The organism is Pseudarthrobacter sp. 10T415 (genome assembly GCF_056394175.1).
In genome coordinates this window covers 302,483-326,564 of the sequence record NZ_JBFTHJ010000003.1, presented here as the reverse complement: position 1 = coordinate 326,564, position 24,082 = coordinate 302,483, and the positions used below count along the sequence as shown (strand labels likewise).

Annotated in this window: 17 protein-coding genes; 7 read left to right on the top strand and 10 right to left on the bottom strand. The window is 67.0% G+C overall.

The genetic code is table 11. The annotated features are described in order from the left end of the window. Positions 1 to 5: 5 nt before the first annotated feature. A complete protein-coding gene (locus AC1DBN_RS07125; protein WP_314214196.1) occupies positions 6 to 410 on the bottom strand; it encodes an Hpt domain-containing protein in 405 nt (134 codons plus the stop codon). Between the two features lie 234 nt (positions 411 to 644). Between AC1DBN_RS07125 and AC1DBN_RS07120 the strand changes: the two genes are divergently transcribed. Then, entirely contained in the window at positions 645 to 2,630 is a 1,986-nt protein-coding gene (locus AC1DBN_RS07120; protein WP_091722366.1) for a hypothetical protein, read from the top strand. Between the two features lie 108 nt (positions 2,631 to 2,738). Here AC1DBN_RS07120 and lepB read toward each other — a convergent pair whose 3' ends face one another. The 3 genes from lepB to AC1DBN_RS07105 all read right to left on the bottom strand — a co-directional run bounded on the left by lepB (position 2,739) and on the right by AC1DBN_RS07105 (position 5,533). Continuing rightward, positions 2,739 to 3,299 carry a signal peptidase I gene (gene lepB / locus AC1DBN_RS07115; RefSeq protein ID WP_231994322.1) on the bottom strand — a complete coding sequence of 187 codons (561 nt, stop codon included), beginning with the start codon at positions 3,297 to 3,299 and terminating at the stop codon, positions 2,739 to 2,741. Then, on the bottom strand, positions 3,296 to 4,906 hold the full coding sequence (locus AC1DBN_RS07110; RefSeq protein ID WP_091722372.1) for a multicopper oxidase family protein: 1,611 nt from the start codon (positions 4,904 to 4,906) through the stop codon (positions 3,296 to 3,298). The genes lepB and AC1DBN_RS07110 overlap by 4 nt, the downstream gene beginning before the upstream one ends. A 114-nt stretch (positions 4,907 to 5,020) precedes the next feature. Further along, entirely contained in the window at positions 5,021 to 5,533 is a 513-nt protein-coding gene (locus tag AC1DBN_RS07105) for a hypothetical protein (RefSeq protein ID WP_091722375.1), read from the bottom strand. Between the two features lie 189 nt (positions 5,534 to 5,722). Between AC1DBN_RS07105 and AC1DBN_RS07100 the strand changes: the two genes are divergently transcribed. Then, positions 5,723 to 8,005 carry a fibronectin type III domain-containing protein gene (locus AC1DBN_RS07100; protein ID WP_091722377.1) on the top strand — a complete coding sequence of 761 codons (2,283 nt, stop codon included), beginning with the start codon at positions 5,723 to 5,725 and terminating at the stop codon, positions 8,003 to 8,005. A 158-nt stretch (positions 8,006 to 8,163) separates the two neighbouring features. On the opposite strand, the gene AC1DBN_RS07095 is transcribed toward AC1DBN_RS07100, so the two are convergent. Then, positions 8,164 to 9,570 (bottom strand): sensor histidine kinase, encoded by a 1,407-nt coding sequence (locus tag AC1DBN_RS07095; protein WP_091722379.1) that lies wholly within the window; start codon positions 9,568 to 9,570, stop codon positions 8,164 to 8,166. 16 nt (positions 9,571 to 9,586) lie between these two features. Beyond that, positions 9,587 to 10,927, bottom strand: a complete 1,341-nt coding sequence (locus AC1DBN_RS07090) for a BTAD domain-containing putative transcriptional regulator (RefSeq protein WP_231994323.1) — start codon at positions 10,925 to 10,927, stop codon at positions 9,587 to 9,589. A 391-nt stretch (positions 10,928 to 11,318) separates the two neighbouring features. Between AC1DBN_RS07090 and AC1DBN_RS07085 the strand changes: the two genes are divergently transcribed. From AC1DBN_RS07085 to AC1DBN_RS07070, 4 genes are all read left to right on the top strand, one after another. Further along, the gene (locus tag AC1DBN_RS07085; RefSeq protein WP_477722890.1) at positions 11,319 to 12,872 is read left to right on the top strand and encodes a sensor histidine kinase; all 1,554 of its coding nucleotides are present in this window, start codon (positions 11,319 to 11,321) and stop codon (positions 12,870 to 12,872) included. Beyond that, positions 12,857 to 13,555, top strand: a complete 699-nt coding sequence (locus AC1DBN_RS07080) for a response regulator transcription factor (protein ID WP_426763876.1) — start codon at positions 12,857 to 12,859, stop codon at positions 13,553 to 13,555. Before AC1DBN_RS07085 ends, AC1DBN_RS07080 begins: the two co-directional genes overlap by 16 nt. 112 nt (positions 13,556 to 13,667) lie before the next feature. Then, complete coding sequence (locus AC1DBN_RS07075; protein ID WP_477722889.1) at positions 13,668 to 14,192, top strand: hypothetical protein; 525 nt, start codon at positions 13,668 to 13,670, stop codon at positions 14,190 to 14,192. A gap of 102 nt (positions 14,193 to 14,294) precedes the next feature. Beyond that, complete coding sequence (locus AC1DBN_RS07070; protein ID WP_477722888.1) at positions 14,295 to 19,520, top strand: peroxidase family protein; 5,226 nt, start codon at positions 14,295 to 14,297, stop codon at positions 19,518 to 19,520. An 8-nt stretch (positions 19,521 to 19,528) separates the two neighbouring features. Here AC1DBN_RS07070 and AC1DBN_RS07065 read toward each other — a convergent pair whose 3' ends face one another. The 3 genes from AC1DBN_RS07065 to AC1DBN_RS07055 all read right to left on the bottom strand — a co-directional run bounded on the left by AC1DBN_RS07065 (position 19,529) and on the right by AC1DBN_RS07055 (position 22,364). Beyond that, on the bottom strand, positions 19,529 to 20,899 hold the full coding sequence (locus AC1DBN_RS07065; RefSeq protein ID WP_091722392.1) for an MFS transporter: 1,371 nt from the start codon (positions 20,897 to 20,899) through the stop codon (positions 19,529 to 19,531). 78 nt (positions 20,900 to 20,977) lie between these two features. Then, positions 20,978 to 22,168, bottom strand: coding sequence for a type II toxin-antitoxin system HipA family toxin (locus tag AC1DBN_RS07060; protein ID WP_477722887.1), 1,191 nt, complete (start codon positions 22,166 to 22,168; stop codon positions 20,978 to 20,980). Further along, positions 22,161 to 22,364 carry a helix-turn-helix transcriptional regulator gene (locus tag AC1DBN_RS07055; protein WP_314214233.1) on the bottom strand — a complete coding sequence of 68 codons (204 nt, stop codon included), beginning with the start codon at positions 22,362 to 22,364 and terminating at the stop codon, positions 22,161 to 22,163. The genes AC1DBN_RS07060 and AC1DBN_RS07055 overlap by 8 nt, the downstream gene beginning before the upstream one ends. Positions 22,365 to 22,548: 184 nt before the next feature. Here AC1DBN_RS07055 and AC1DBN_RS07050 point away from each other — a divergent pair, with 184 nt between their 5' ends. Next, positions 22,549 to 23,295, top strand: coding sequence for an SDR family oxidoreductase (locus AC1DBN_RS07050; protein WP_477722886.1), 747 nt, complete (start codon positions 22,549 to 22,551; stop codon positions 23,293 to 23,295). 6 nt (positions 23,296 to 23,301) lie between these two features. Here the strand turns inward: AC1DBN_RS07050 and AC1DBN_RS07045 are convergent, their stop codons facing one another. Then, positions 23,302 to 24,024, bottom strand: coding sequence for a hypothetical protein (locus AC1DBN_RS07045; RefSeq protein ID WP_477722885.1), 723 nt, complete (start codon positions 24,022 to 24,024; stop codon positions 23,302 to 23,304). Between the last annotated feature and the right edge of the window lie 58 nt (positions 24,025 to 24,082).

Genomic DNA, 24,082 nt, shown 5'->3' with positions numbered 1-24,082 from the left:
GGGACTTACCCTAAGGCGCCGATGTACTGTCCGTTCAGGTGGTCGATGGTCCGCATTGCACACCGGTTGACCGGCGTGTGGAAGGCCACGGCCAGCTTTGGCAGCCTGATGGTTTCAGCCTCGTAGGCAGGTCCCCGGAGTTCCTCCTCCAGGTCCAGCATCAGGCCTGCCAAACGCTCCGCGCCCACCATCTGGCTGGCGACCTTCAGCGCCCTGGCCGCATCAAGGGCGCCCGCCGGGTCAGCCGTGGACAGTGCGAGCCGCAGCCGGTCCATCCGGCGCGGCAGGCCCGCAATAAAGTCGTCCACGAAGACCTGCCTGCACCCGTCGCCCTGCTCACGCTCGAGCCCCAGTTCAAGGAGGAATGCCTTGTCCACTACAGGACGCTCAGGGGTTGCGGGGATCTTCATGTCCGTCCTTCCGGGCTGCTTTGCCACCAATTTCCAGCAGGTTAGCCACGGCTGATTGGGGTTAACTTGGCGGCGGAACGACCCGTCCGGAGAATCAAAGGTTCCTCCAAGGTGGCGGCCGGCGTGCAGGCGATGACCACTGCCGCCGGCGGCCAGCGACGGACCGGTACAACAAAACTCCAAGGCCCGCCGCCGAGAGTGGAGCGCATCAGCCCCATTTCTTAGGAGAGAAGAATGGTTCAACAACCAGCTGAGGGCCCGGGCAAGCGCCTTGAGCCAAGAACTGCAACCCGGCGGGGGGTTGCCGCGGCGGCCGCACTGATCCTCACCGCCACCGGCATCGGGTCCGCCGTTGCCGCCACCCAGGTGACGGTCAAGAATCCCGGGAAGCTGGTGGCCGTTGGTCCGGTCAACACCGAGTACGGCTTCCCGGCCTGGTACGAGGACAGCAACAAGACCCGCGTCGAATTGTGCCTGGATGGCGAGAACCCCCTGTGCGGCTTCCTGCCGGGCGATATACCCAACGAAGCTGCCCCCATCTCATTCCCGGGCAACTTCCCTGACGAAGCCTTCTATATGCTGGCCGGCTCTGACCTGGATCTTCCCGGAGGAGGCAAGGCTGTCCTGGTCCTCGGGCTGGAAGCGGCCTTTGCCAATTCGGTGACGGAAGGTGACCAGGTGGTCTTCGGCCGTCAGCGGATAGTGGTTAAGGGCGGCCCGGCAAACACCACCCTGGAGTTCAAGCACCCCTACGGCACCATCACCATCGATACCGACGGGACCGGCAGCGGGAAGCTGGTGGAAGACATCTCCCCCGCTATCGGCAACTTCGGTACTGCCTTGAAGAGCAATATCGGCCCCTTCCTGAAGTGGGATCCGGCCGTGGCCCCGGCAGCGCCCGAGGGCTACCTGGGTGACCCGAACCAGGACCACGCCGTCACGGGCAGTCCCTTCAACTACAACAAGTTCTCCGTCAGCGGCGGCGGCCTTGCCCTCGAAACAAGCCAGTTTGGCCTCCAGGGCAAGATCGCCACGAACCGCGGCGTCAGCGCGGACGGCGCCTTCCTCAATGGGGACATGATCGACGTCTTCGCCACCAGCGGGCCCGAGTCACAACTGCAGGTGGACGGACAGGCTGGCCTCTTCGAGACGACACCCATGGCCAGCGACCCCGGCAGCGGCCGCTACTACGCCAGGATCAAGGTCACCGGAACCGCTCCGGAGGGCATCAAAATCACCAACATCGGCGACAAGCCCGCCAGCAGCAGCACCGTGAAGGTGGCAAAGCCCAGCAGCATAGCCGTCACCAAGGCAACCTTCGATGGCACCGCCCTCACTGTCGCCGCGGTATCAAGCGAGGCCGGCGCCCTGACGGTGGCAGACCTTGGCACCCTGGACAACCCTGCACCCGGCACTTCAGCCGAGAAGTCCTTCCCGGTCAAGGCCCCACCGGCCACCGTGACCGTCAGGACAGCATCCGGCAGTTCCGCCTCCCTGCAGGTGACTGTCAGCGGAGGTGCGGCAACCCCCTCGGGCCTGGATCCCGTCACGCCGCAGCCTGATCCGGGTCCAGTGGTGGATACCGGTGGTGGCACAGGTACGGTTACCCCTCCGCCCACAGGGCCTGCACCCGTGACGGCAGCAGCCACCGCGGCCACGCCCACACTGGCCCGGGGCGGCAGCGTCCAACTCGATGGCAGCGCGTCCACGGGAGCAGTCAGCTACAAGTGGCGCCAGGTCAGCGGACCCACTGTCACGCTGTCCAGTGACACAGCCGCCAAGCCTGTGGCGTCCATCCCGTTCTACGCCAAGACCACCGACACGGCGCCGCTGGCAGCCGCGACGGCTGGCCCCGCAACCATCGAGCTCGTGGTGACAGACAAGAACGGAACCACCAGCACCCCGGCCACCGTCCAACTGGCCATCCAAACGGACACGGTGGTCCTCGATCCCAGTTCACGCCACCGGCTGGGAACGGAAATGCGGATCCAGGGTACGTCCACCATCGGCGGCACCGCTGCCCTCCTGGTCCCCGCAACAGCCGTGGTCATCTACGACACCACGCCCGGCAGGCCCGTCTCCAAGCTGGGAACGGCCACCGTGGACACGCTGGGCGCGTGGTCGCTGAAGGTCAAGCCGGGCCCCGGACGGCAGGTCACCAGCGTGCTGGTCCAGTCAAGCCGTGGCGGCACCGCCGCGGGATCAATTTCCCTCCGGTAAGCACCGAAAGAAGAGTCCGGGGTCCTGGCCGCTAAGCGGCCGGGACCCCGGACTTTTGCCCGCGCGCAGACGGGTCACATGCACATATATGGTGGCAGAGCCGGGGTGCTATTTCCCGCCGGTCAGCAGGGTGCCATGGATGGCGGTGAGCGGCACGGCACCGTAGTCCCGGGAATCAATGGACACACCCCTGTTGTCGCCCAGCACAAAAATGCTGCCGGCAGGAACGGTCACGGGGCCGAAGTACGTGGCGTCGATGCGGCTGTGGTCGGTGAACGGCTCGTCAACGTGCACGCCGTCCACATAGAGTTCGGCGTCCCGGATGGCTACGCTTTGCCCCGCCACGGCAATGACCCGCTTGATGGCCACGTGGCCGTCTTCCGGGCTGGTGAAAGCCACCACCACGCCGCGGCCCACAGTGCCTGACGCCGCAGCCGGTTTGTACATCAGTACCACCGAGCCCTGGGCGATGGTGGGTTCCATGCTGTCCGATGAAACCGTAAAGGGCTCCACCAGCCAGGCCCGGGCGCCGAGCAATGCCAGCGCCGGGACCAAAGCCAGCGCCAGGCGGCGCGGGACGCGCCGGCCTGACCCCCGCTGTGGCGACGACGGATGGCGGCCGGGGCTTTCACCCCGGCCGCCGCCCGTCGTCGTACGTTCTGTGGTCAATCCTCTTCGTCGTCCCACTCGGCTTTTGCGGCGGTCATGGGATCGTTGACGTCCAGGTCCGACTCCTTAAGGCCAACCCGGAACTGGACCATCATGTCGTGGTCCTCGTGGGGCAGGTTGTGGCAGTGCATCATGTAGACGCCCTGCTGGGGCGTGAACTTCATGAGCAGCCGGACCGTTTCGCCTTCGCCCACATAGACCACGTCCTTGGGGCCGCGTTCGTGCAGCATAGGTGCCTGGCCGTTGCGGCTGATGATCTGGAAGTCCACCAGGTGGATGTGGACCGGGTGGAACCAGCCACCCGATTTGTTCTCGATTTCCCAGATCTCCACCGAGTTCAGCGCCGGATCCGCGGCCACCTTCTTGTAGCCGCTGGCAATGACGTCCTGCCAGCTGTCCTCGTTGATGGTCCACAGGTTGGTGGCATCGTTCCGCTTGACCCGGAACGAGCGGGTCTTCACCGACTGGCTCGCCTTCAGCGACATCGTCTCGCTGCCCGCCAGGGTGGTGGGGATCCGGTTCCAGGTGGGATCAGTGGTGTCCACTGGCTCGTCGGTGACATCGAAGGCCATGATCTTGTTGGTGTAGTCGTAGTCCACGTTGTTCTTGTTGGACAGGTTCCGGAGCTCGATCCGCTGCCCGGTCTTGTACTTCCGGAAGTCGATCAGCACCTCGTAGCGCTCCGCCCCGCCGTGCCGGTAGCTGCTCACGCTTTGCGCCGTGGGCACCAGGCCTCCGTCGGTTCCAACCACCACCAGCGGATCGCCGGTGCTGAGGGTGGGACGGAGGGAACGGGAGATGGAGGCGTTGAGGATCCTGAACCGGTAGACGCGCTTCTGGACCTTCATCACCGGCCAGGGCTTCCCGTTAACCAGGATCACGTCCCCCCACAGGCCCGAATGGGTGTTGTCGTCGTAGCCCAGGGCCCCGTTGGAGGCGAACATTACATCGTTGACGGTCAGCGCCACATCGTAGCGGCCCTGCGGGAGCAGCTGGCGCTCGAGCGGATCATGCATGTGGTACTGCGCCGCGAGGCCGGAGTAGGCGTTCAGCGCCGTGAAGTGGACGCCGTGGTCGTGGTACCAGAGGGTGCGTGCCGGCTGGAAGTTGGGGTAGTGGTAATCCTTAAAGAAGCCCGGGTGGGTGATATCTGACGCGTAGCCGTCATACTGCGGCAGCGACGCCGAGCCATGCAGGTGGGTGGACGTGGACAGGGCATGCCCGTCGATCGCGTGCTGGGCGGGGAGCTGGTTGCGGACCCGCAGCACGGCCTTCGTCCCCTGATCCAGGCTGATGGTGGGCCCGGGAAAGATCCCGTTGTAGCCCAGGATCGGCGTGGTGAGGCGCGGCAGGATGTTGGCCGTGGCGGCCTTCTCCGTCACCCGGTAGTAGTTGACCGGCAGGCCGTCAGCGGGATCGATGCCGGTGGCGTAGGGGGCCAGGAACGGGGCCTGGACAAAGGCGGACTGGAACGGACGGGGCATCTCCTTGTCGCTGAGCCGGCTGGCCGACTTCGCTTCAACCGAACCCGTAGGCAGCATGGCGGCTCCCGCCCCAAGGACTCCCAGTCCTCCGATCAACAGGACCTGGCGGCGTGAAATGGACATTGGGTGTCTCCTTTGCTCAATAACCAGACTGTGCAGGGGCCAGCTTGGGGATTCCCTGCCCGGGTTACCTGGTTCTTGGAATATTCATGGAAGTCCCGGAACTGACGGGACGGTTCACTTGGCGCCCCGGTGGTGCCCTGCACCCAGGGACAGTCCCGGGCCGCCGGGCAACTCCAGGGTCAGGTCTATGGCGCGGTCCGGGAGCTCGAACACCAGGGTGGCGTTCATGCTCTCTCCCTGCGGGACAAGGGCCGGGGCCGGCGTGGCCCAGATCGGCTTCCAGCTACCCGAACCCAGGGCAGAGACGGCGTACTGCGACGGGTCGAAGGAAATACCGTCCTTCTCCATGGCTGTCAGTTCCACGAGGATGCGGACGCGGTGCATTTCCGCGTCCGGCGGGCTGGCGAGAGATGCCGGGGCTGATGGGGGCGTCCAGCCGTCGGCTTCGAGGGGTATGACCCCGTTGATTCGTCCCAGCCCGCCGTCGAGGCTTCCTGAGGCACCCAGCATTGCCGGCGGTGTCCGCGGCGCAGCAGTCACGATGCCCGCCACGAGGCTCCCCACCAGTGTGAGGAGGAGGAGCGGGACAAGGACCCTGATGCGCCTGATGGTTGCTGTTGATGCCATGCCGGACAGTGTTGCCCGGGCTTCTAGGGAAAGCCTTGGGATCCGGTGGGGGCCAGCGGACGGCCACCGTTTCCCTGCCGGTTTCCTCCACTCCGGGGTTGCTTGACCAGCGTTTCCGCAAGGTCACGTTCCTACCGTCAGGGCATGCGCGAACACCTTGCGCAAGCACCCAGGATCAGTGAGGTTCTCATGAAATCACCACAGCACGAACCGGGAGGGCAACGGTTCCGCGTCAGGTACGGCAGGGCCGGCACCATTGCCGGCGTCTCCGCCGTACTCTGCGCCACATCCCTGATGGCCATCCCCTCCGCCAACGCAGCCGTCCCCAACTTCCCGGACAACCTTGTGGTTTTCCCGGACCGGGACTTCGTTACCATCGAGGGCTACCAGGACCGCGTGGGCCAGACCGCCCTGGTGGAAGTCACCCGGAAGGGGGCCGGAGTGATCGGCTCCGCCCAGGGCGTGGTCACCGCCGGGGACGTGGCCTTCGAGATCAACCACCCTGGAGGATACTGCTGGGGCGCCGGTACGGGGCTGAACGTGACCCCCGATATCCGGCCCGGCGACGTCGTCTCCATCAAGTTCAACGGCGCTGAGGCAGGGGCCACCACGGTCCAGGATGCCTACGTCACCGAGCATTCTTCCCTGTCCGGCACCACGCTGACCGTTAAAGGCCATGCAGGGGCCGGCGTGAACCCCGCCCAGATGGAGCAGCGGATCGTAGAGCCGGCCCTCAAGGACACCAGTGTGGGCCGCCGGGACGTCCGGGCAGTTCCCGGGCCGCTGACCGCCGAGGACGGTTACAGCTCCAGCCTGGTCTTCGGCACCGACGGCACGTTCACGGCCACCTACGAGTTCAACGACGCCGCCACCGCCGAAATCGCGGCCGCCGCTTCCGGCGAGCGCGCCATGGCGTGGGAAGTCGAGGACGCCGACGCGAACCGCCAGGGCCTCACCATCGCCGAATTCGGTGAACTGGGCGGCCCCGGAATGGGCGGTTGCCCCAACGGCCCGCTGCAGTCCGGCCCCGCCGGGCCCACCAACGTCAAGGTGGCCAAGGTAGGCGGCGACCTGAAAGTCAACTGGACCCCGGCCCAAGCAGTCCCGGGCACACCCGCTATCACCGGGTACCGTGCCATCGCCGTCGGCCGCACCGTCAACGGAAGTGAACAGGCCGAGACGGGCGTGCGCATCAGCGATCCGAAGGCCGCCAGCACCACCATCAAGGGGCTCACCTCCGGCGAAGAGTATGACGTCTATGTGGTCTCCGTGAGCAGCGCAGGTGAGACGTTCCCCGCCATTCCCTTCATCCCGGAGACAGACACCACGCAGCCGACGGTGGCCGCTTCACCGAACGGCGGCACCTTCCCGACGGCGCAGGAGCTGACGCTCACCGCCAGCGAACAGGGCAGCGACATCTACTACACCCTGGACGGATTGGACCCCGTCGGCAGCGGCGGCGTCGCCGCCGAGGGAGCCATCCTGTACAAGGACCCGGTTCCAGTGACGGCAACCAGCAAGTTCACCTTCGCGGCCATCGACCCCTCCGGGAACGTCTCGGACAAGGGCACGGTCGAGTTCACCATCACCAACGACCCCGTACCGGCCGCACCCGCCTTCACCGGAGCCCCGGTAGCAGGCAAGGGCACGGCCACGGTGTCCTGGACGGCACCCGATTCCGGTGCTGCAGGACTGACCATCACTGGCTATTCCGTCCAGGCCTACACAGCAGACGGCACACCATTCGGCTCAGCGAAGAAGGTGGCCGGTGACGTGACCAGCCTCGTCTACGACGGCCTCGCCGGGGACACCCAGTACCGCTTCACGGTGCGGGCAGGCAACAGCAACGGTGAGAGCCCTGAATCCGCCATGAGTGATCCCGTGACTGTCCAGGGCGACGTGGTGGCCAACGCCGGACCCGACCAGAACGTAGCCCGCCGCACCACGGCAACCGCCGTAACCCTGGACGGCACAGGTTCCACCGCCACCGGCGCCACCTACCAGTGGCGGCAGGTGCTGAGCAGCCCCACGGATCCTGACGGGGTCACGCTCAGCGGCAGCACCACCCTGCAGCCCACGTTCAGCCTTCCCGTCTACCGGTACCCCATGACCAACAAGCCGCTCACCTTCGAACTGGCGGTCACGGCAGGCGGAGTCACAAAGACGGACGTGGTCACTGTGACTCCGGTTCCGGACCGGGTTACCGCGAGCCAGGGGCAGTGGAAGAGCCGCGACTTCCGGGTCAACGGCACCAGCAGCGCCGTGGGCGGGACGGTCACCGTCCGGGTGGGCGGCCCCGGTGGCACCATCATCGGCACGGCACCGGTAACGGCTGCGGCAGCACCGGAAACCGGAGGGGTCTTCACCCTCCGCCTCCGGGACGGCAACGCACCGGCAACCAACCCCGGCAACATCTGGATCGAATCCACGCTGGGTGGCACGGCAGGACCCATCACGGTGGTGAATAAGTAGCACCGGCCAAGCCAAACGAAGGTCCGGCGGCTCCCGCTTAGTGCGGGGGCCGCCGGACCTTTGTGATGGCACCCGTGGTCTGCGGTGTTCCAGGATCCGGGCGGCCCGGGGTGGGTGGCGGCCTGGCGCCTCCCCTGATGCTGGCAAGGGCGAAAGTACTAGATGGTTTCCGGTTCCATGGTGCGGTTGCCGTGGCGCCTGGAAGGGTACCGGCCGGCCCACCGGACCGTTGGAGTGGCAGCCCGGAACGTCGCCGTGACGAACGTTCCCCGGCCCGGGGCCGAACGGATATGGAGGGTACCCCCGGCCTGCTGGACCGTGTCCTTGAGGATTCGGAGGCCAAAGTGGCCCTCCCGGTGCGCGGTGCGGGGGTTGAAGCCGTGGCCGTCATCCGAGACCGTGATCTGGGTGAGCTCGCCGGATTGCCGGATCTGGATGTCCACCGCCGAGGCCCCTGAATGCTTGGTGGCGTTGACCAGCGCTTCACGTGCCACCCGGTAGGCCAGGACCGCACGGTCCCGGTCCAGGGACACCTGTTCCGGGATGCTGGCGGTGAAGGCGATGCCGCGTTCCACCAGGGGTGCCTCCAACCTCATGATGGACGCCTTCAGCCCCAGTTCTTCGAGGTCCGGCGGATAGAGTTCGCTGGTCATGGCACGCAGGGCCCTGATGTCGCGCTGGAGCATGGTCCGTGCGTCGGCGAACACCTGCCGCTGGCCGGCCTGGCCGCGGCGCTCTTCCGACTCGAGGGCATAGGCCAGTCCGGACAGGTTCTGGATGACGTCGTCGTGCAGTTCGCTGGCGATCTGGCGCCGTTCCTGGTCGGAGGCTTCGATGGCGCAGCGAAGCAGGGCGTTGCGCTGAGCCTGGTGGAACTGGATCCGCTTGGCCAGGCGGACGGCCGGAATCAGCAGGACCAGCTGCAGCACTGCCAGGGACAACAGCACCGGCGGGATCATGCTGAGCAGGACCGCCTGCTGTTCCGCGCGCACCGCCGCGCCCGAGGAATACGTTTCGAAGATCATCGGCGCCCCGTCCTTGGCGGCGGAACGGACGTAGACCTCCACCAGTTCCCCGGACGAGGACTCAAACTCGTTTTCTGCACCGGTCTGGGACTCGAGTGTGGCCGTGGCCGGCCCGCCGGCCAGGAGGAGGTGCGCCCACTCCTCCTGTTCGAATTCCTGCCCGATCAGTGACGGGACGTCCGAGTAGACCACCCTGCCGTTGCCATCCCACACCTTGATCCTGGTGACGCCTCCGTTGGCCAGCCACGGTGCCACCCGCTGGTCCAGTTCCTCCAGGGCTGCGGGCTCCTGGGCCAGCAGTCCTGGGGTGATCAGCGGGCCAACAACGTTATCTGCCAGGCGCTGGGTGAAGTCCCGGGCGTTTGTCAGCGCATGCTGTTCGGCAGCGTCGCGGATCCAGAAAGTCACCGGGGTGGCCACCAGCACCAGCGCTGCGAAACCTGCCGCCAGGAACCGCGCCACGGCCATCCGCACTTCGCGCCGCTGGATGACCTCCGGTGTGGCAGTCGCGCTGCCACGGACGCGGCTAAGGCTTTTCACTGTCAGCTGCCTGCGGTCAGGCGGCAGGTTCCGGCGCTATGCCCATCCGTGCCACCAGGGACGGATGCACAATCATGTTGCCCGGGCAGGCGTGCCGCAGCGCATCGAGGATGACACCCAGGGCGCCGTCCTTCGGCAGGAACCCGCAGATCCCCATGCGTGCTGCCTCCCGCAGTGCTTCCTGGGAGGGGTTGCCGGTCAGCATGACCACACGGGTTTGCGGCGCTTCGGACAGGATGCGCTCGGCCGCGTGCAGCCCGGAACCGTCGGCCAGGTGCAGATCCATGATCACGACGTCGGGACGCAGTTCCCGGAACATTGTCACCGCAGATTCCACGGACTTGGCGGCGCCAAGGCTCCTGAGGTCCGGTTCCCGGTCCAGCGCACCGGCCAGCAGGTCGGAGAAGACGGTGTGGTCGTCCACGATCAGGATGCGCAACCGGTCAGCCACCGCCGTTTCCATCCCGGCCATGGGTGCAGCCACCGCATGCACATCCCGCACCTGGCGGACAGCGGCGCTGGTCCTTGGAGCTATGGCAGGCGCGGCCGTCCGCTCCAGGAGCCGGGCCTGCGCCTGCTTCAGTGCAGGAGACGGCGTGCACCCCAGCTCGGCGTCCATGATCCGGCGGCAGCGTTCGAAGGCCCGCAGGGCTTCGTTGTCCTGCCCGTTCCGTTCAAGCCCCAGGATCAGCGCGTTCCATCCCCGTTCGTTGAGGGGATCTTCGTTGGTGGCGGCAAGGCCCCACGCAACGGCCTTGCCTGCTTCCCCCACCGCCAGGGCGCACTCCGCGGCCTGGACCCGGGCAAGCGCAACGCGCGCCGTGTGCAGCGCCCGCTCCTCCTCCGCCCAGGCCGGGAGGAGTTCATCCCCCAGGAGCGGGGCGGAACCGAGCTCAAGGGCCTCACTGAGCAGCGCGAGGGCAGCTGCCGGGGCGGCGTGGCTGGCCTGCTTGGTCAGCGAATCGAAACGGTCCAGGTCCAGTTCCACCAGGGAACGGTCTATCGCATACCCCCCGGTGACGGTCCGCAGGGGTCCCGTCCGGCCCGAGCCGGGCTGCAGGTTCCGCCGCAGGACGCTGACATAGCTTTCCAGCGTGGGAAGGGCAACAGCCGGATGGTTGCCGCCCCACAGCAGGTCCATGATGCGGGTCTTGGACACCGCCGAGCCCAGATTCAGGAGCAGGATCTCAAGGACCTGGCGGGGTTTGGGACCGCCCAGGTCATTGGCGCGGAGCTCCACATTCCCGCGCCTGATGGTCAGGGGGCCAAGAACCGAGATGCGGAGCGCCGGCGTCGTCGACGGCGCTCCAGATCCCGAACCCAGCAGTCCTGCACTTATTTCCAATGTAGCCACCATGAATTCCCCCAATAAGTGATCGAACCTTCCGGGTTAAGTTCAGTTCCCAGGCAAACGTCAGACAACAGTAGTAAGTACTCACATCAGTTTTCGGGTTTCCCTCCCGACTACTTGGGCCGCCGGAAGCAGGTACTTGGCATTTCCGCCCCGCCAATCAGCCCTGGACGGACGCCCGGGCGCGGTCCGGACCGGATTACCGCAGGTCAAGGCGATGCACTCCCGCCTGTGTGAATGTTGGGAAAACCCTAGGTGGTGGCCCGGACCTACGTGCGGCCGCTGTCAAAGGAATCCCCAAGCGGGTCCCCCTAATTTGGCCAGAAGACGGCATCACAGCGCGGTATGACGACCCCGCCCTCCTCATACGCCGGCCGGAAAAGGATTGGAGACGCCCATGAACCTGCGCAGAACCCCCGCCTCTGCCCCTTCCGACAGGTGGGGGGCAGGTCTCCTGGTCCGCTGGTGGCGGGCAATCCCGGCAGCACTTCGGAGCGTCCGGGCAGGCCTGCGGACCGTCCGGGTCCGGGTCCTCGCCACGGTCCTGGCCTTCCTCGCGGTGGGACTGTTCGTTGCCGGCACCACCACACTGGCGTTGAACCTGCGGGACCTGAACAGCCGGGTCAGCGAGGACCTCCTGCATCAGTCGGCGCGCCTCCAGGACATCGTGGACCAGGGCCTTCCCGACGGCGCGCCCTACCCGTCGCTCGATGACCTGTTCACTGTGTTCCTGCGCGGCGGCACCCTGGGCCGGTACGAGTCCGTGATGGCCAGCATTGCCGGTGGGGACACGTTCCTTCCCGCCGGATCGCAGGCCCGCAACCTCGGCCAGCCGCAAGTGCTCGAAACAGCCCTCGCCGTGCCCTTGGACGGCAACACCGCACTGCGGGACGTCGTCCTGGACGGCCACATGGTGCGCCTGGCCATTACCCCTGTTTCGCTGGGCGGCGACTCCCCGAACGGTGTGCTGGTGGCGGGGAACGAGATCGGGCAGCAGCGGGAACAGATGGTGGCATCCTTCGGGACCTTTGCCACGGTTTCGCTGGCCACCCTGCTGCTGGCCGGCGCGGTGGGGTACGCCGTGACCGGACGCCTCTTCGTCCCCATCCGCCGGTTGCGCCAGGCCACCGAAACCACCACCTTCGAGGACGTGAGCAGCCGCGTCTCGGTGCCGCCCGGAGACGATGACGTCTCGCAGCTGGCAACCGACTTCAACCGCATGCTGGACCGGCTCGAAGTGGGCATCGAGGACCAGCGGCAGTTCGTGGATGACGCCAGCCACGAACTGAGGACACCACTGACCATCATCGGCGGCCACCTGCAGCTGCTGCAGCCGGCCGATGCCACGGACGTCGCCGAAACCCGCGTGCTGCTCCTGGAGGAAGTGGACCGGATGCAGTCCCTGGTGAACGAGCTCCTGGTGCTGGCCAGGAGCGGCCGGCCCGACTTTGTCCGGCCGGACTGGATCGATACCGATTCCTTCCTCGAAGCAGCCATGGAGCGGATCCACGTCCTGGGAGACCGCCAGTGGCAGATTGAACAGCTGCCCGGCGGCTGGTTCCGTGCAGACCGCAACCGCCTCACCCAGGCCATTGAACAGCTGGCGGCCAACGCCGCACACGCCACGGAGCCCGGCGACATCATCTCCATCGGCGCAGCATGGGTCGCGGCCGAGGACAGCGCTTCCTCCGAAAAGCCCCACGAACCCACGATTGATATCTGGGTCGCCGACACAGGGTGCGGCATCAGCGCCGCGGACCAGGAACGGATCTTCGACCGGTTTGCCCGGGCCGGCGTATCCAGGGGTGCCGAGGGCTCCGGACTGGGCCTGCCCATCGTCAAAGCGATCGCCGAAGCGCATGGCGGCTCCGTCCGGCTGTCCTCACGGGTCAACGTGGGCAGCAGGTTTGTCCTCTCCCTTCCGTCAGGAACATCGTGGCTCGCATTCTGATCGCCGACGACGAACCACGGATCGCCGCCTTCATCGCCAAGGGCCTCACGGCGGCCGGGTACACCACGTCTTCCGTGGAGGATGGCATCCGGGCGCTGGACTACGGCAGTTCCGGTGAGTTCGACCTGCTGATCCTGGACATCGGGATGCCGCGGATGGACGGCTTCGGCGTGCTTTCGGCCCTCCGTGCCATGAACTGCACCGTTCCGGTCATCGTGCTGACGGCACGGGATTCCCTTCCGGACACGCTGGCAGCGCTCGACGGCGGCGCGGACGACTACATGAGCAAGCCCTTCCGTTTCGAGGAGCTGCTTTCGCGCATCCGGCTCAGGCTGCGGGACACTCCGGCAGCACCGGCGGCCACGGCCCCCGCAAGCGGAGACGTGAGCCTGGACGTAGACCTCCGCTGCGCCAACGTCCGTGGCCGGACAGTCTCCCTGTCCGCCCGCGAGTTCGCCATGGCACGCGTGTTCGTGGAGAACGCAGGCAAGCTGCTCAGCCGGGAACAGCTGCTCAGCCGGGTCTGGGGCTACGACTTCGACGGGTCCTCGAACGTGGTGGACGTCTACGTCGGGTACCTCCGCACCAAGCTGGGGCCGGAGCACTTCCAGTCCGTCCGGGGAGCCGGCTACCGCTTCACCCCGGTCCCTGCCGGCCCAACGAGCCCCGAGCCGGCACCGTGAACACCCTGAGTCACAACCCTGAACCATGGATGAGAGGTCTCTCATGGAAGATTCATTTCCCTTTCACAGCGGCGAGGAAGAGTGGTGGAACCAGCAAATGAAAGGAAGACCAATGTCCAAGCTGTGGTACCTCCCCCTCGCCGCCGTCCTCGGCGCTGCCAGCCTCACCGTCTGGGCCCAGGCGAATGCCGGGCCTCCTCCCGCCGTCTCCCCCGGCGTCGTGGTTTCCAATGTTGATTCCGGCAGCAAGCCGGCTGTCTTCGAAGACTCGCCCAAGCCCGACGATTCGCCGTCGGCACTGGCCACTCCCGCGCCGACCGCCAGCATCACGGCGGTGCCTGAGCACACGCCGGAGACCCAGATTGTTCCGGCCGAACCGGTGACCCTGCCTCCGGTCCAGGTCACGCACGCCCCCGGTCCCGTGGACGACAAGGGCGGGCTCCGCGCACCCGGCGTCTCCGACGACGGGCCCACCCACGACCTCAACGATGACAAGGGCGGGCTCCGCGCACCCGGCGTTTCCGACGACGGCGCCGCGCACGACGCCAACGATGACAAGGGCGGCCTCCGGGATCGGAACTCCTCGGACGACGGCAAGGGCCACGATTCCACGGACGATAAAGGCGGCCTCCGCTAGTGTTCCTTGGAGTTACAAGCTTTTCCCTAGAAGGCTCCTCCACGATGGCCTTGCGTAGCCGGCTCAACTGGGAAGCCGGCGCTACTGGGGAGCAGTCACGGCATGGGGAAAGTACCTCGCGTTTCAGCGCGCAAAAGAAACCGCACAACCGCGGGTGCAGGCCTGCGGGCCTTTGCAGCATCAGGCGCCCTGGCGCTGGTGGCGTCCATGGGCCTGCCTCCGCTGGCAGCCCAGGCCGTACAGGCACCGGTCGGCTCGGGGTTCACCGTCACCCCGGCCGACCTGTCCTACATCCTCAAGCAAATCAAGATCGCCGAGGCGCACGTGGCGAACACGACGTCCGCCACAGGCCCGTGCGGGGCACTGATCGGCACCGGCCCCAACCAGCTCGCCAGCCCGCTGCTGTCCCACGGCCTGCGGACCGTGGACGGCAGCTGCAACAACCTGCAGCCGGGCCAGGACACCTACGGCGCCTCGGACCAGGTGTTCCCGCGGCTGGCGCCGAAATCGTTCGGACCCGCCGAGAGCGGCTCGTTCGGCGGACCGCCGGTGGCCACAAGCTACACGCAGAAATCGGGAAGCGTCTTCGATTCCCGGCCCCGGACCATCAGCAACCTGATCGCGGACCAGACGTCCGCCAACCCGGCCGCGGTGGCTGCCGCCGGCTTCCCCGCCCGCTCCCAGGGCAACACCGGCGTGGTGCCGTGCACCACTGACCCTGTCCCCGATGCCGTCCCCCCGGTCGCAGCAGCGCCCGAAGGCTGCGTCCCCTCGCACAACACCCTGGATATCCCCAACGTCACTACCGACGTCGGCCTGTCACCGCCCTACAACTCGCTCTTCACCCTGTTCGGCCAGTTCTTTGACCACGGCATCGACCAGACCGTCAAGGGCGGCGGAACGGTCTACGTGCCGCTCAAGGCCGACGATCCGCTCATTGCAGGGCCGGACCACCTCTTCGGCACCGCGGACGACCTCGATCCCCACATGCGCTTCATGGTCCTCACCCGGGCGCAGAACCAGCCCGGCCCGGACGGCGTCCTGGGCACCACCGACGATCTCCAGGACGCTCTGAACACCGACTCTCCGTGGGTGGACCAGAGCCAGACCTACGCGTCCCACTCCTCCCACCAGGTCTTCCTGCGCGAATACACCAACAACTCCGAGGGCCGGCCGGTCTCCACCGGCGGCCTGCTGGGCGGCCCGGCGGGTACGGCGGCGGCCGGCGGCATGGCCACTTGGGCCGACACCAAGAAGCAGGCCCGGGAAATGCTCGGCATCCAGCTCCTGGACAAGGACGTCCTCAACGTTCCGCTGCTGGCGGCCGACGCCTACGGCAAGTTCATCCCGGGCCCCAAAGACGGGCTTCCGCAGTTCGTCACCCGGTCCGGGCTGGTGGAGGCGGACCGGACCGCGAACGGCGGCAACGGAACGCTGGTACCGCAGGATGCGCTGTACTTCAACACACCGTTCCTGACGGACATCGCCCACAACGCCGACCCGTCGCCCCAGGACACCGACCACAACCCGGCAACCCCGCCGGCGGCACCGGCCCCCGACGCGGACAAGACGGCGTCCGCAGACTTTGCGGCCCAGGCTCCCGGGACGTATGACGACGAGATGCTGAATGCGCACTTCATCGCCGGCGACGGACGGGTCAACGAGAACATCGGGCTGACGGCAATCCATCAGGTCTTCCACTCCGAGCACGACCGCCTGGTGGGGGACATCAAGAACGTCCTCAGCACGGACAAGTCCACCCGCGGTGCTGCTGCCCTCACAGAGTGGCAGGCGTCCGCCGGCGCTGACGGCTGGAACGGCGAGCGCCTCTTCCAGGCAGCGCGCTTCATCACGGAAATGGAGTACCAGCACCTTGTCTTCGAGGAGTTTGCCCGCAAGATCCAGCCGGCTGTGAACATCTTCGAACCCTTCGCGTTCTCCCAGACCGACCTCAATCCGGCCATCAACGCGGAGTTTGCCCACTCGGTCTACCGTTTTGGGCATTCGATGCTCACCGAAACCATCTCGCGGCGCAACGAGGACAGCCCAGGACCCGACGGCGTCTGGGGCAACCAGGACGACGTGCGGGGTTCGCAGAACGATCTGCCGCTCCTGGGAGGATTCCTGAACCCGCCCGCGTACACCGACGGCGGCCCGGCAGGTCCGCTGACCTCCGAGGAAGCTGCCGGAAGCATCGTCATGGGCATGTCGGACCAGGTGGGCGCGGAACTTGATGAGTTCGTCACGGACACCCTGCGCAGCAAGCTGCTGGGCCTGCCGATGGACCTGGCTGCCATCAACCTTGCCCGCGGCCGGTCCGAGGGGATCCCTTCGCTGAACGTCTTCCGCCGGCACCTCCACGGCGCCACCAACGACAGCCAGCTCAGGCCGTACGCCAACTGGATCGATTTCGGCGAGAACATCAAGCACCCCGCTTCCCTGATCAACTTCATCGCCGCCTACGGCACCCACCCCTCCATCGTTTCCGCCACCACCCTGGAGGCGAAGCGGAAAGCCGCCCGGCTGATTGTCAGCCCGGACGCCCTGGCCGGTGAGGTGGCCCCGGATGACGCCGTGGCCTTCATGAACAGCACCGATGCATGGGCCAACAACGGCACCGCATCCACCACCGGCCTGGACGACATCGACCTCTGGATGGGTGGCCTGGCCGAACGGACCAATATGTTCGGCGGCCTGCTGGGCAGCACCTTCAACTACGTGTTCGAAAGCCAGATGACGGATCTGCAGAACGGTGACCGGCTGTACTACCTCGCGCGCACCCCCGGGATGAACCTGATGGCGCAGCTTGAAGGGAACTCTTTCGCGGAGATGATCATGCGCAACACGAACGCGAAGGCCCTGAAGGCTGACGCGTTCGCCACCGCCGACTGCAAGTTTGAGCTGAAGAACCTGGCCGGAACTGTCGAGGGCTTCGCTGCCTCCGGCAACAGGGTGGCGGACGATGCCGGAACGGAGTGCAGCGAGACCGCACTGCTGCTCCGGATGCCGGACGGGACCATCAAGTACCGGGCCACGAACTCCGTAGACCCGGTGGGAATTAACGGCCAGGCCGTGTACAACGGCACGGACCGCGCCGACCGCGTCCACGGCGGCGTGGACAACGACACCTTCTGGGGCGGCAAGGGCAACGACGTCATTGAAGGCGGTGACGGCGCCGATACGGTCCTCGGCGGCGAGGGCAACGACATCGTTACCGATCTTGCCGGCGACGACATCCTCAAGGGCGGCCCAGGCAACGACGCGCTCGACGGCGGCCCGGGCCTGGATCTGATGCTCGGCGGGGACGGCAAGGACTTCATCAACGGCGGGGCGAATTCGAACGAAACCTTCGCCGGCGAAGGCGACGACTTCGTGATCGCCGGTGAAGGCCTGGACGGCGTCTTCGGCGGCGGCGGGGACGACTGGGCCGAGGGCGGCGACAGCCCCGACCTGCTGATCGGCGACTCCAGCAACCTGTTCTTCCTCGACGATTCGCAGAAGCCCGGCCACGACATCCTCATCGGCCAGGGCGGCGATGACGACTACGACATGGAGGGCGGCGACGACATCGGCCTGGCTGGGCCGGGCATCGAGAAGGTGGCCGGGGCGTCAGGCTTCGACTGGGAAATCGGCGCGTACGATCCCCAGCCGCAGGACGCCGACCTCAACCTGCCGATCGCACCGCTGGACATCCTGCAGGTGGGCGTCCGGGACCGGTACAACGAGGTGGAGGCACTCTCCGGCGGTCCGTTCGCCGACACCCTCCGCGGCGACGACCTCACCCCCCGGACGGTGGGAGGCGGCGGCTTCATCGGCTGTGACGTCCTGGACCAGGCCGGCGTCGACCGGATCGTGGGACTCGACCAGCTGATTACTTCCCTGCCCACGCCGGTGGAGGACGTTATCAACGCGTCGGCTTCGAAGGAATGCCCTGTCCTCACCGGATCCCAGGTGTGGGGCGAGGGCAACATCCTCCTCGGCGGCGGCGGTGACGACACCATCGAGGGCCGCGGCGGGAATGACATCATCGACGGCGACCGTTACCTCAGCGTCCGGCTCAGCGTCCGCACGGACCCCGCAGATCCGGCCACCGAAGTGGGCAGCGCCACGTCCATGACGGCCCAGTTCCAGCGGGCCGCTGACGGCACGCTGACCGGTCCGACGCTCCAGCAGGCAGTTTTCGCCGGCAGCGTCGACCCGGGGGACGTCGTGGCGGTGCGGGAGATCCTCAGCTCGGCCGAGGGCACCGACACCGCAGTGTTCTCGGACCTCGAGTTCAACTACACCATCACCACCACCGGCGGCGACGGCACGCTTGGCTCCCCCGGCTCCGTCACCACCGTCCAGCACAACGGCGGCCGGGACGGCACGGACACCCTGCGCAACGTGGAACTGCTCGTCTTTGGAAATGGGACCGGCACCGGTAACGGCAACGGCAACGGCGGAAACGGGAATGGCGGGAACGGCGCCGACGACGGCATCGGCGGGGTCATCCCGGGCGACGGCGAGGTGGTGGTCATCATCGATCCCGTTCCCGACCCCGCGACGGATCCCGGCACTCCGCCCGTTGACCCCGCACCGGTAGACCCGGCACCCGCGGACCCGCCGGCCAACCCGGCACCCGCGGACCCTCCCGCTAACCCGGCACCGGTAGACCCGCCCGCCAACCCGGCACCCGTAGACCCGCCCGCCAACCCGGCACCCGCGGACCCGCCCGCCAACCCGGCACCCGTGGACCCACCCGCCAACCCGGCACCGGCGGACCCGCCCGCCAACCCGGCACCCGTGGACCCCCCGGCTAACCCGGCACCCGCGTCAGGCGGCGTCGCCGTCAGGACTGTCGATGCCACGGGCACCCAGGTGGGCGAGATCATCATGGCCGAGCCCGGCACGTCCCGCGTGGTGGTCCGCGGCCTGGAGAACGGTGAGGCCTACCGGTTCCAGGTAGCCCCCACCACAGGGGACGACAGCGAGCCGACGTTCTCGGCGCTGAGCGAACCTGTTGTCCCCAGCCCGGAAGCTGGACTCCGCAGCCAGGCCGGCGGCAGCGCCGTGGCACCGGTCCCCGCGGAGCCTGTGACGGAGCAGCAGCCCGCAGTCACCGGTACCCTGCCCCTCGGAGGCCTGGCCGCCGTCGCGCCTGTCCTCCTTATCGCCCTGGGGCACTATCTGGCCACGGGCGAAGGGGCCACAACCCTGGGCCTGGCCATAGGGGGCCTGCTGGCAGCAGCAGCCTTGCTGGCTTTCCGGTTCTACTCCGCCCGTTCCAAGAGCAGGACAGCAGGCACCGGAACAGCCAGCAATGCGAAGGCCGGCGACAGGGCGTGAGCCGGACCTCAGGCCCCGGCCGTCTCCTCGGCCGGGGCCTGGGCGTAGGACGCGGACACCCGCCGGTATACGGGGGTGAGGAAGGCCAGCACCGCGGCCACGATCATGACGATCCCGGCTACCAGGAACACCAGGGCGATGCCCCGGGACGTCCCTTCACCCAGCAGCGGCGCCAGCTGTGCCGCCCCTTCACTGGACCGGGCGTAGGGGATGATCCAGAACTGGGCGAGCGGTGCGATCAGGAACGCCGTGATGGGTGCCGCCGCGGATTCGAAGGCCATGGCGAACCCGAATACCCGGCCCTGCTTGTTGAGCGGAACAACCCGTTGGATCACGGTCTGCTCGGCGGCCTCGACGCATGGCACCAGCGCCAGGTACAGCCAGATTCCCGCCACGTACAGCCAGGCCCATTCCCGGATGGCGAACAGGGCCCCGAGCGCACCCATGATGGCGACGGCGATCAGCAGGGTCCGCAGCGGGTTGGCGCCCAGGCCGAACTTGCCAATCAGGGCACCGCCCACAATGAACCCGGTGGAGCCCAGGGCCAAAAATAGGCCCCACAGCTCCACGGGGAACATCTCGAGCCCATAGGGGTCCATCAGGGCCATGTAGACGCCGCCGATGAAGTTGTTGAACGTGGAGAAGATGATCAGTGCGAACAACCCGGCAACGGCAAGCACGGCGGCGATGGAGCCGCGGAGGTCGAAGCCGCCCTGGGCGTCGCTGGCCGCCACGTGGGTTTCCTCCGGCAGGCGCAGGGTCAGCAGGTGCAGGAACGCAAGGGCGGTGAGGACCACGGCGATGGCGATGGTCCAGCCCATGCCCAGGAGTCCCACGGACAGCCCGGAGAATACCGACGTCACGATGAAGGCAAGTCCCTGGACCATCCCCACCATGCCGTTGGCGTTGGCGCGCCGGTCCGGCTCGATGAGGATGGTGACGGTGGTGGACAGGGCCACGTTGCGCAGGTTCTCCACCACCGCGCCCACCAGGATGATCAGGGTGAAGATCCAGAACCAGGGCTGCCCGAGGTCCAGCAGGCCGGCACCGGGTGTCAGCAGGAACATCACGCCGGACAGCACGAACATCACCAGGGTGAAGGCGGCGGCGAACCGCATGATGGCCAGCTTGCGGTAGCGGTCCACAAAGGTGCCAAAGCTGATGCTTGAGAGGGCGATCAGCAGCATGTAGGCGCCACCCACCACGCCCGTGGCGATCACGTTGCGGGTTTCCAGGTAGACCCAGAACGTCAGGGCGAACCAGAGGTAACTGGTGGTGACGTTGGCCAGTGCCGTGTTGATGAGGATGCCCGCGAACGTGCGCGAACGCTCCTCAGGGGTTCGTAGGGACGTGTCGACTGCAGCTTCCTGCCCGGACATGGGTCCCAGTCTACTGAGAACCCGCTGCCGCGGACATGGCTGCCACTCCCCTGCCTGGGCATGTACCCCGCGCCCGGATCAGGCCGCCAGTTCGCCGCGGCGGAACCGCAGCTCACGCAGTGCCCCGTTCAGTGGTGATCCGGAAAAGGACAGTGCCTCCAGGTTGACTCCTGCAGCCGCCCGGAGGGCCACCTGGTTCGCGGACGCCGCAGCGCGGGCAGGGAGCCCGATATCGGAGGCGAACTGTTCCCAGTGCCGGGCTTTGAGGTTCTTGACCCGGCCGCCGATGGTCACGGCCAGGGTATCGTCGCCGTACACCAGGGTGCAGGGAATGTCGTACAGGGGCGACACAGCCCAGGCTCCGTTTTCGCCTTGGAGGACTGACATGTTTTTCGCATGCAGGTCGCCGTTGCCGGTCACCCAGGCGAAGACGCATTGCATGTAGAGGTTCCGGAGGGCAACAGCCCTGGCCTTGCACACGTCGGTCAGTGCCAGGATGGCGTCTTCGGCGCTGACGGCATACTTGGACGACGGCGGCAGGTTGAGGACCTGGGCAGCGTCCTCGAGTGCGAGGCGGGCCAGGCCGTCCTTCCCCGTCCGGTCGAAGCGCTCCACCAGCAGGCCCTGCAATCCGTTCCGGTCTGTGACGACGGTGCCCTTTGCCACGGGGATCCGCAGGGCTTTCGCCGCGGCAAGGTGTGCGGCCTCATTGGCCACGAGGTGACGGTGGCGGGGCGGGTCCAGCTTGAGCAGGTAGCGGCGGCCCGCGAGGGAAAGAGGGGTGGTCAGCATCGATGCGCTGGCCTTGGCCTGGACCCCTGGAAGGCCGTGCGGATCGATGGCGTCCGCGAGCGCGGCAAAGTCGAGTGTTTCCGGATGCGACGCTTCGGCCAGTGCCGGAGGTTCCACAGGGTCCTGGCCGGAGGCGACCACCTGGACGTCGCCCGGGGTGTCGGAACCAACCGCCAGGAGCAGGCTGAGTTCGTCCCCAAGGCTGGTTTTGATGGCGTCCTTGAGCACGGTCAGGCGGTGGCCCTCGGGCAGCAGGCCGGCGAAGAACGCGGGAACGGCGCCGCTCGGCGCTTCAACGGGTGCGTCCGTCAGCGGCAGTGAGTGGGATACGGGAGCCCCGGCCGCGGCCAGATACGCGGCGGTGTAGGTAAAGACGATCCCGCCGTTGTCCCCGCGGTTCAGGTGTCCCGCCGGTACCCCGGCTTTGTAGACGTCCGCCCGGGTAACGAATTTGAGGCGCGCCAGGTCCTCAATCATCGGCGGTCCGGAGGTGCAGCCCCACAGCGTTGGCGGCCGCCACGACGGTGGTCAGGGACGGATTGCCGGTCCCCGTTTCGATGGCGTGGATGGTGCGGGGTGACGTTCCGATCAGGTCCGCCAGCGTGCCCTGGGTGATCCCCGCTTCCTTCCGGGCGCGCCGGATGCCGGCACCTATGGCTGCCACATCCTCCATACGCCACCTTTTCGGAAATATATTGCAGATTACGGGGTTCTTCCGTACACATCCTGACTTAATAAGCCGGATTCCGCAAGATATTGCAGATTACGGCGCGCTTTCGCCCTCGAATAGCTCAACCACCATCAACCAGCAATATCTTTCCGATTCTTCACCACGGATTCAGACATAGGATGCTGCCATGAGGATTGCCGTTGCCGGTGGGACCGGAACCGTGGGCCGCCACGTAATGGATGTTGCCGTGCAGCGCGGGCATGAGGTGGTGGGCTTGAGCCGTTCCAGCGGCGTGGACCTGGCAACCGGCGGGGGCCTTGACCAGGCGCTGGCCGGGGTTGAGACGGTGATCGACGTTGCCGGCATCAACAGTACGGCCACCAAGAAGGCAGTGGACTACTTCACGAACGCTTCGCAGAACCTGCTGGCCGCGGAAGAGAAAGCCGGTGTAAAGCACCACGTGGTGCTGTCGATCGCAGGCATCGACAATGCACGCTCCGGCCTCTACGCCGGGAAGCTGGTGCAGGAGGACACCGTCCGGCATGGGGACATACCGTGGACCATCCTGCGCTCCACCCAGTTCCACGAGTTCGTGCCGCTGGTGGTGAAGGTCGCCTCGGCAGGGCCGGTCGTCGTGGTGCCCAAAATGTTCACCGCGCCAGTGGCCGCCCGCGAGGTGGCGGAGGCCCTGGTGGACGCAGCCGAGGCCGGTCCGCGCGGACGGATCCCCGATCTCGGTGGCCCGCGCACAGAGCAGCTGGCCGGCCTGGTACGGACCTACCTGCAGAAGACCGGCCAGCGCAAAAAGGTCGTGGAGGCTCCCTTCCCGGGCGCCATGGGCAAGGCAATGCGCAGCGGTGCCCTGATCCCGGCGGCGGGTGCCGCCGTCGGGCGCCAAACGTTCCAGGACTGGCTGGGCGGGCTGCCCCGCTGATCCGGATCAGCCGTGGGCCAGGATGGTGTCAATCAGCTGGACCAGCTCGGCCGCATCGGCCGGAGTGACATCAGGTCCGGCTTTCACTGCCGTGGCAGCCAGGTTCCCCTTGATGCCGGTCATGGTCAGTGAGGTCTGAGCCTCCCCCGTGGACAGGCTCTCCTTGGCCAGCGCGGCGAACGACTGGTCCCCGCCCGTCGCAGCGTCTATTTCCTGGACTTCCGTGGTGACCTTCTGCCCTGCGAGCTCAGCTGTGAATTTTCCGCATGCCGCCACGGCCTTCCGGGAGGCTTCCAGGTGGCCGGTGAGCTCCTTGGCGTCTTGAAGGGCGATGGCCGTCACCACAATCGCCGTCTTGTCCGCCGCCGAAATGGTGGTTCCTGCCGCATAGGTGCTGTCTTCCGGGATCTGGGAATTGCTGTCCGTGAAGACGTTGCACTCCGGCGGCGTGAAGACCGCTCCCTTCAGGATTTCCTTGGCTTTGATGATGCCCTGGTCGATCTGGGCCGCGGGAACAACTGTCAGCGCGCGCCCTTGCGAGTCCTTCAGGGTGCCCACAATGGAACTGAGGTCCGCATCGGTGTAGGTCTTTGCCGGGCTCGGAGTGGGGCTGGGCGCCGGGGGCGAGGACGTTGCGGTTCCAGTTCCGGTTCCCGTGCCTGATCCGCAACCCGCAAGGGCCAGGAACACGGTCATCAGAAGGGCTGCTTGGGTTGGGCGCCTGCGCATGGACTGAGCCTCGTTTCACTCGAGCGTCGTACGTGAAGGGCCCACCCTAGGAAACACG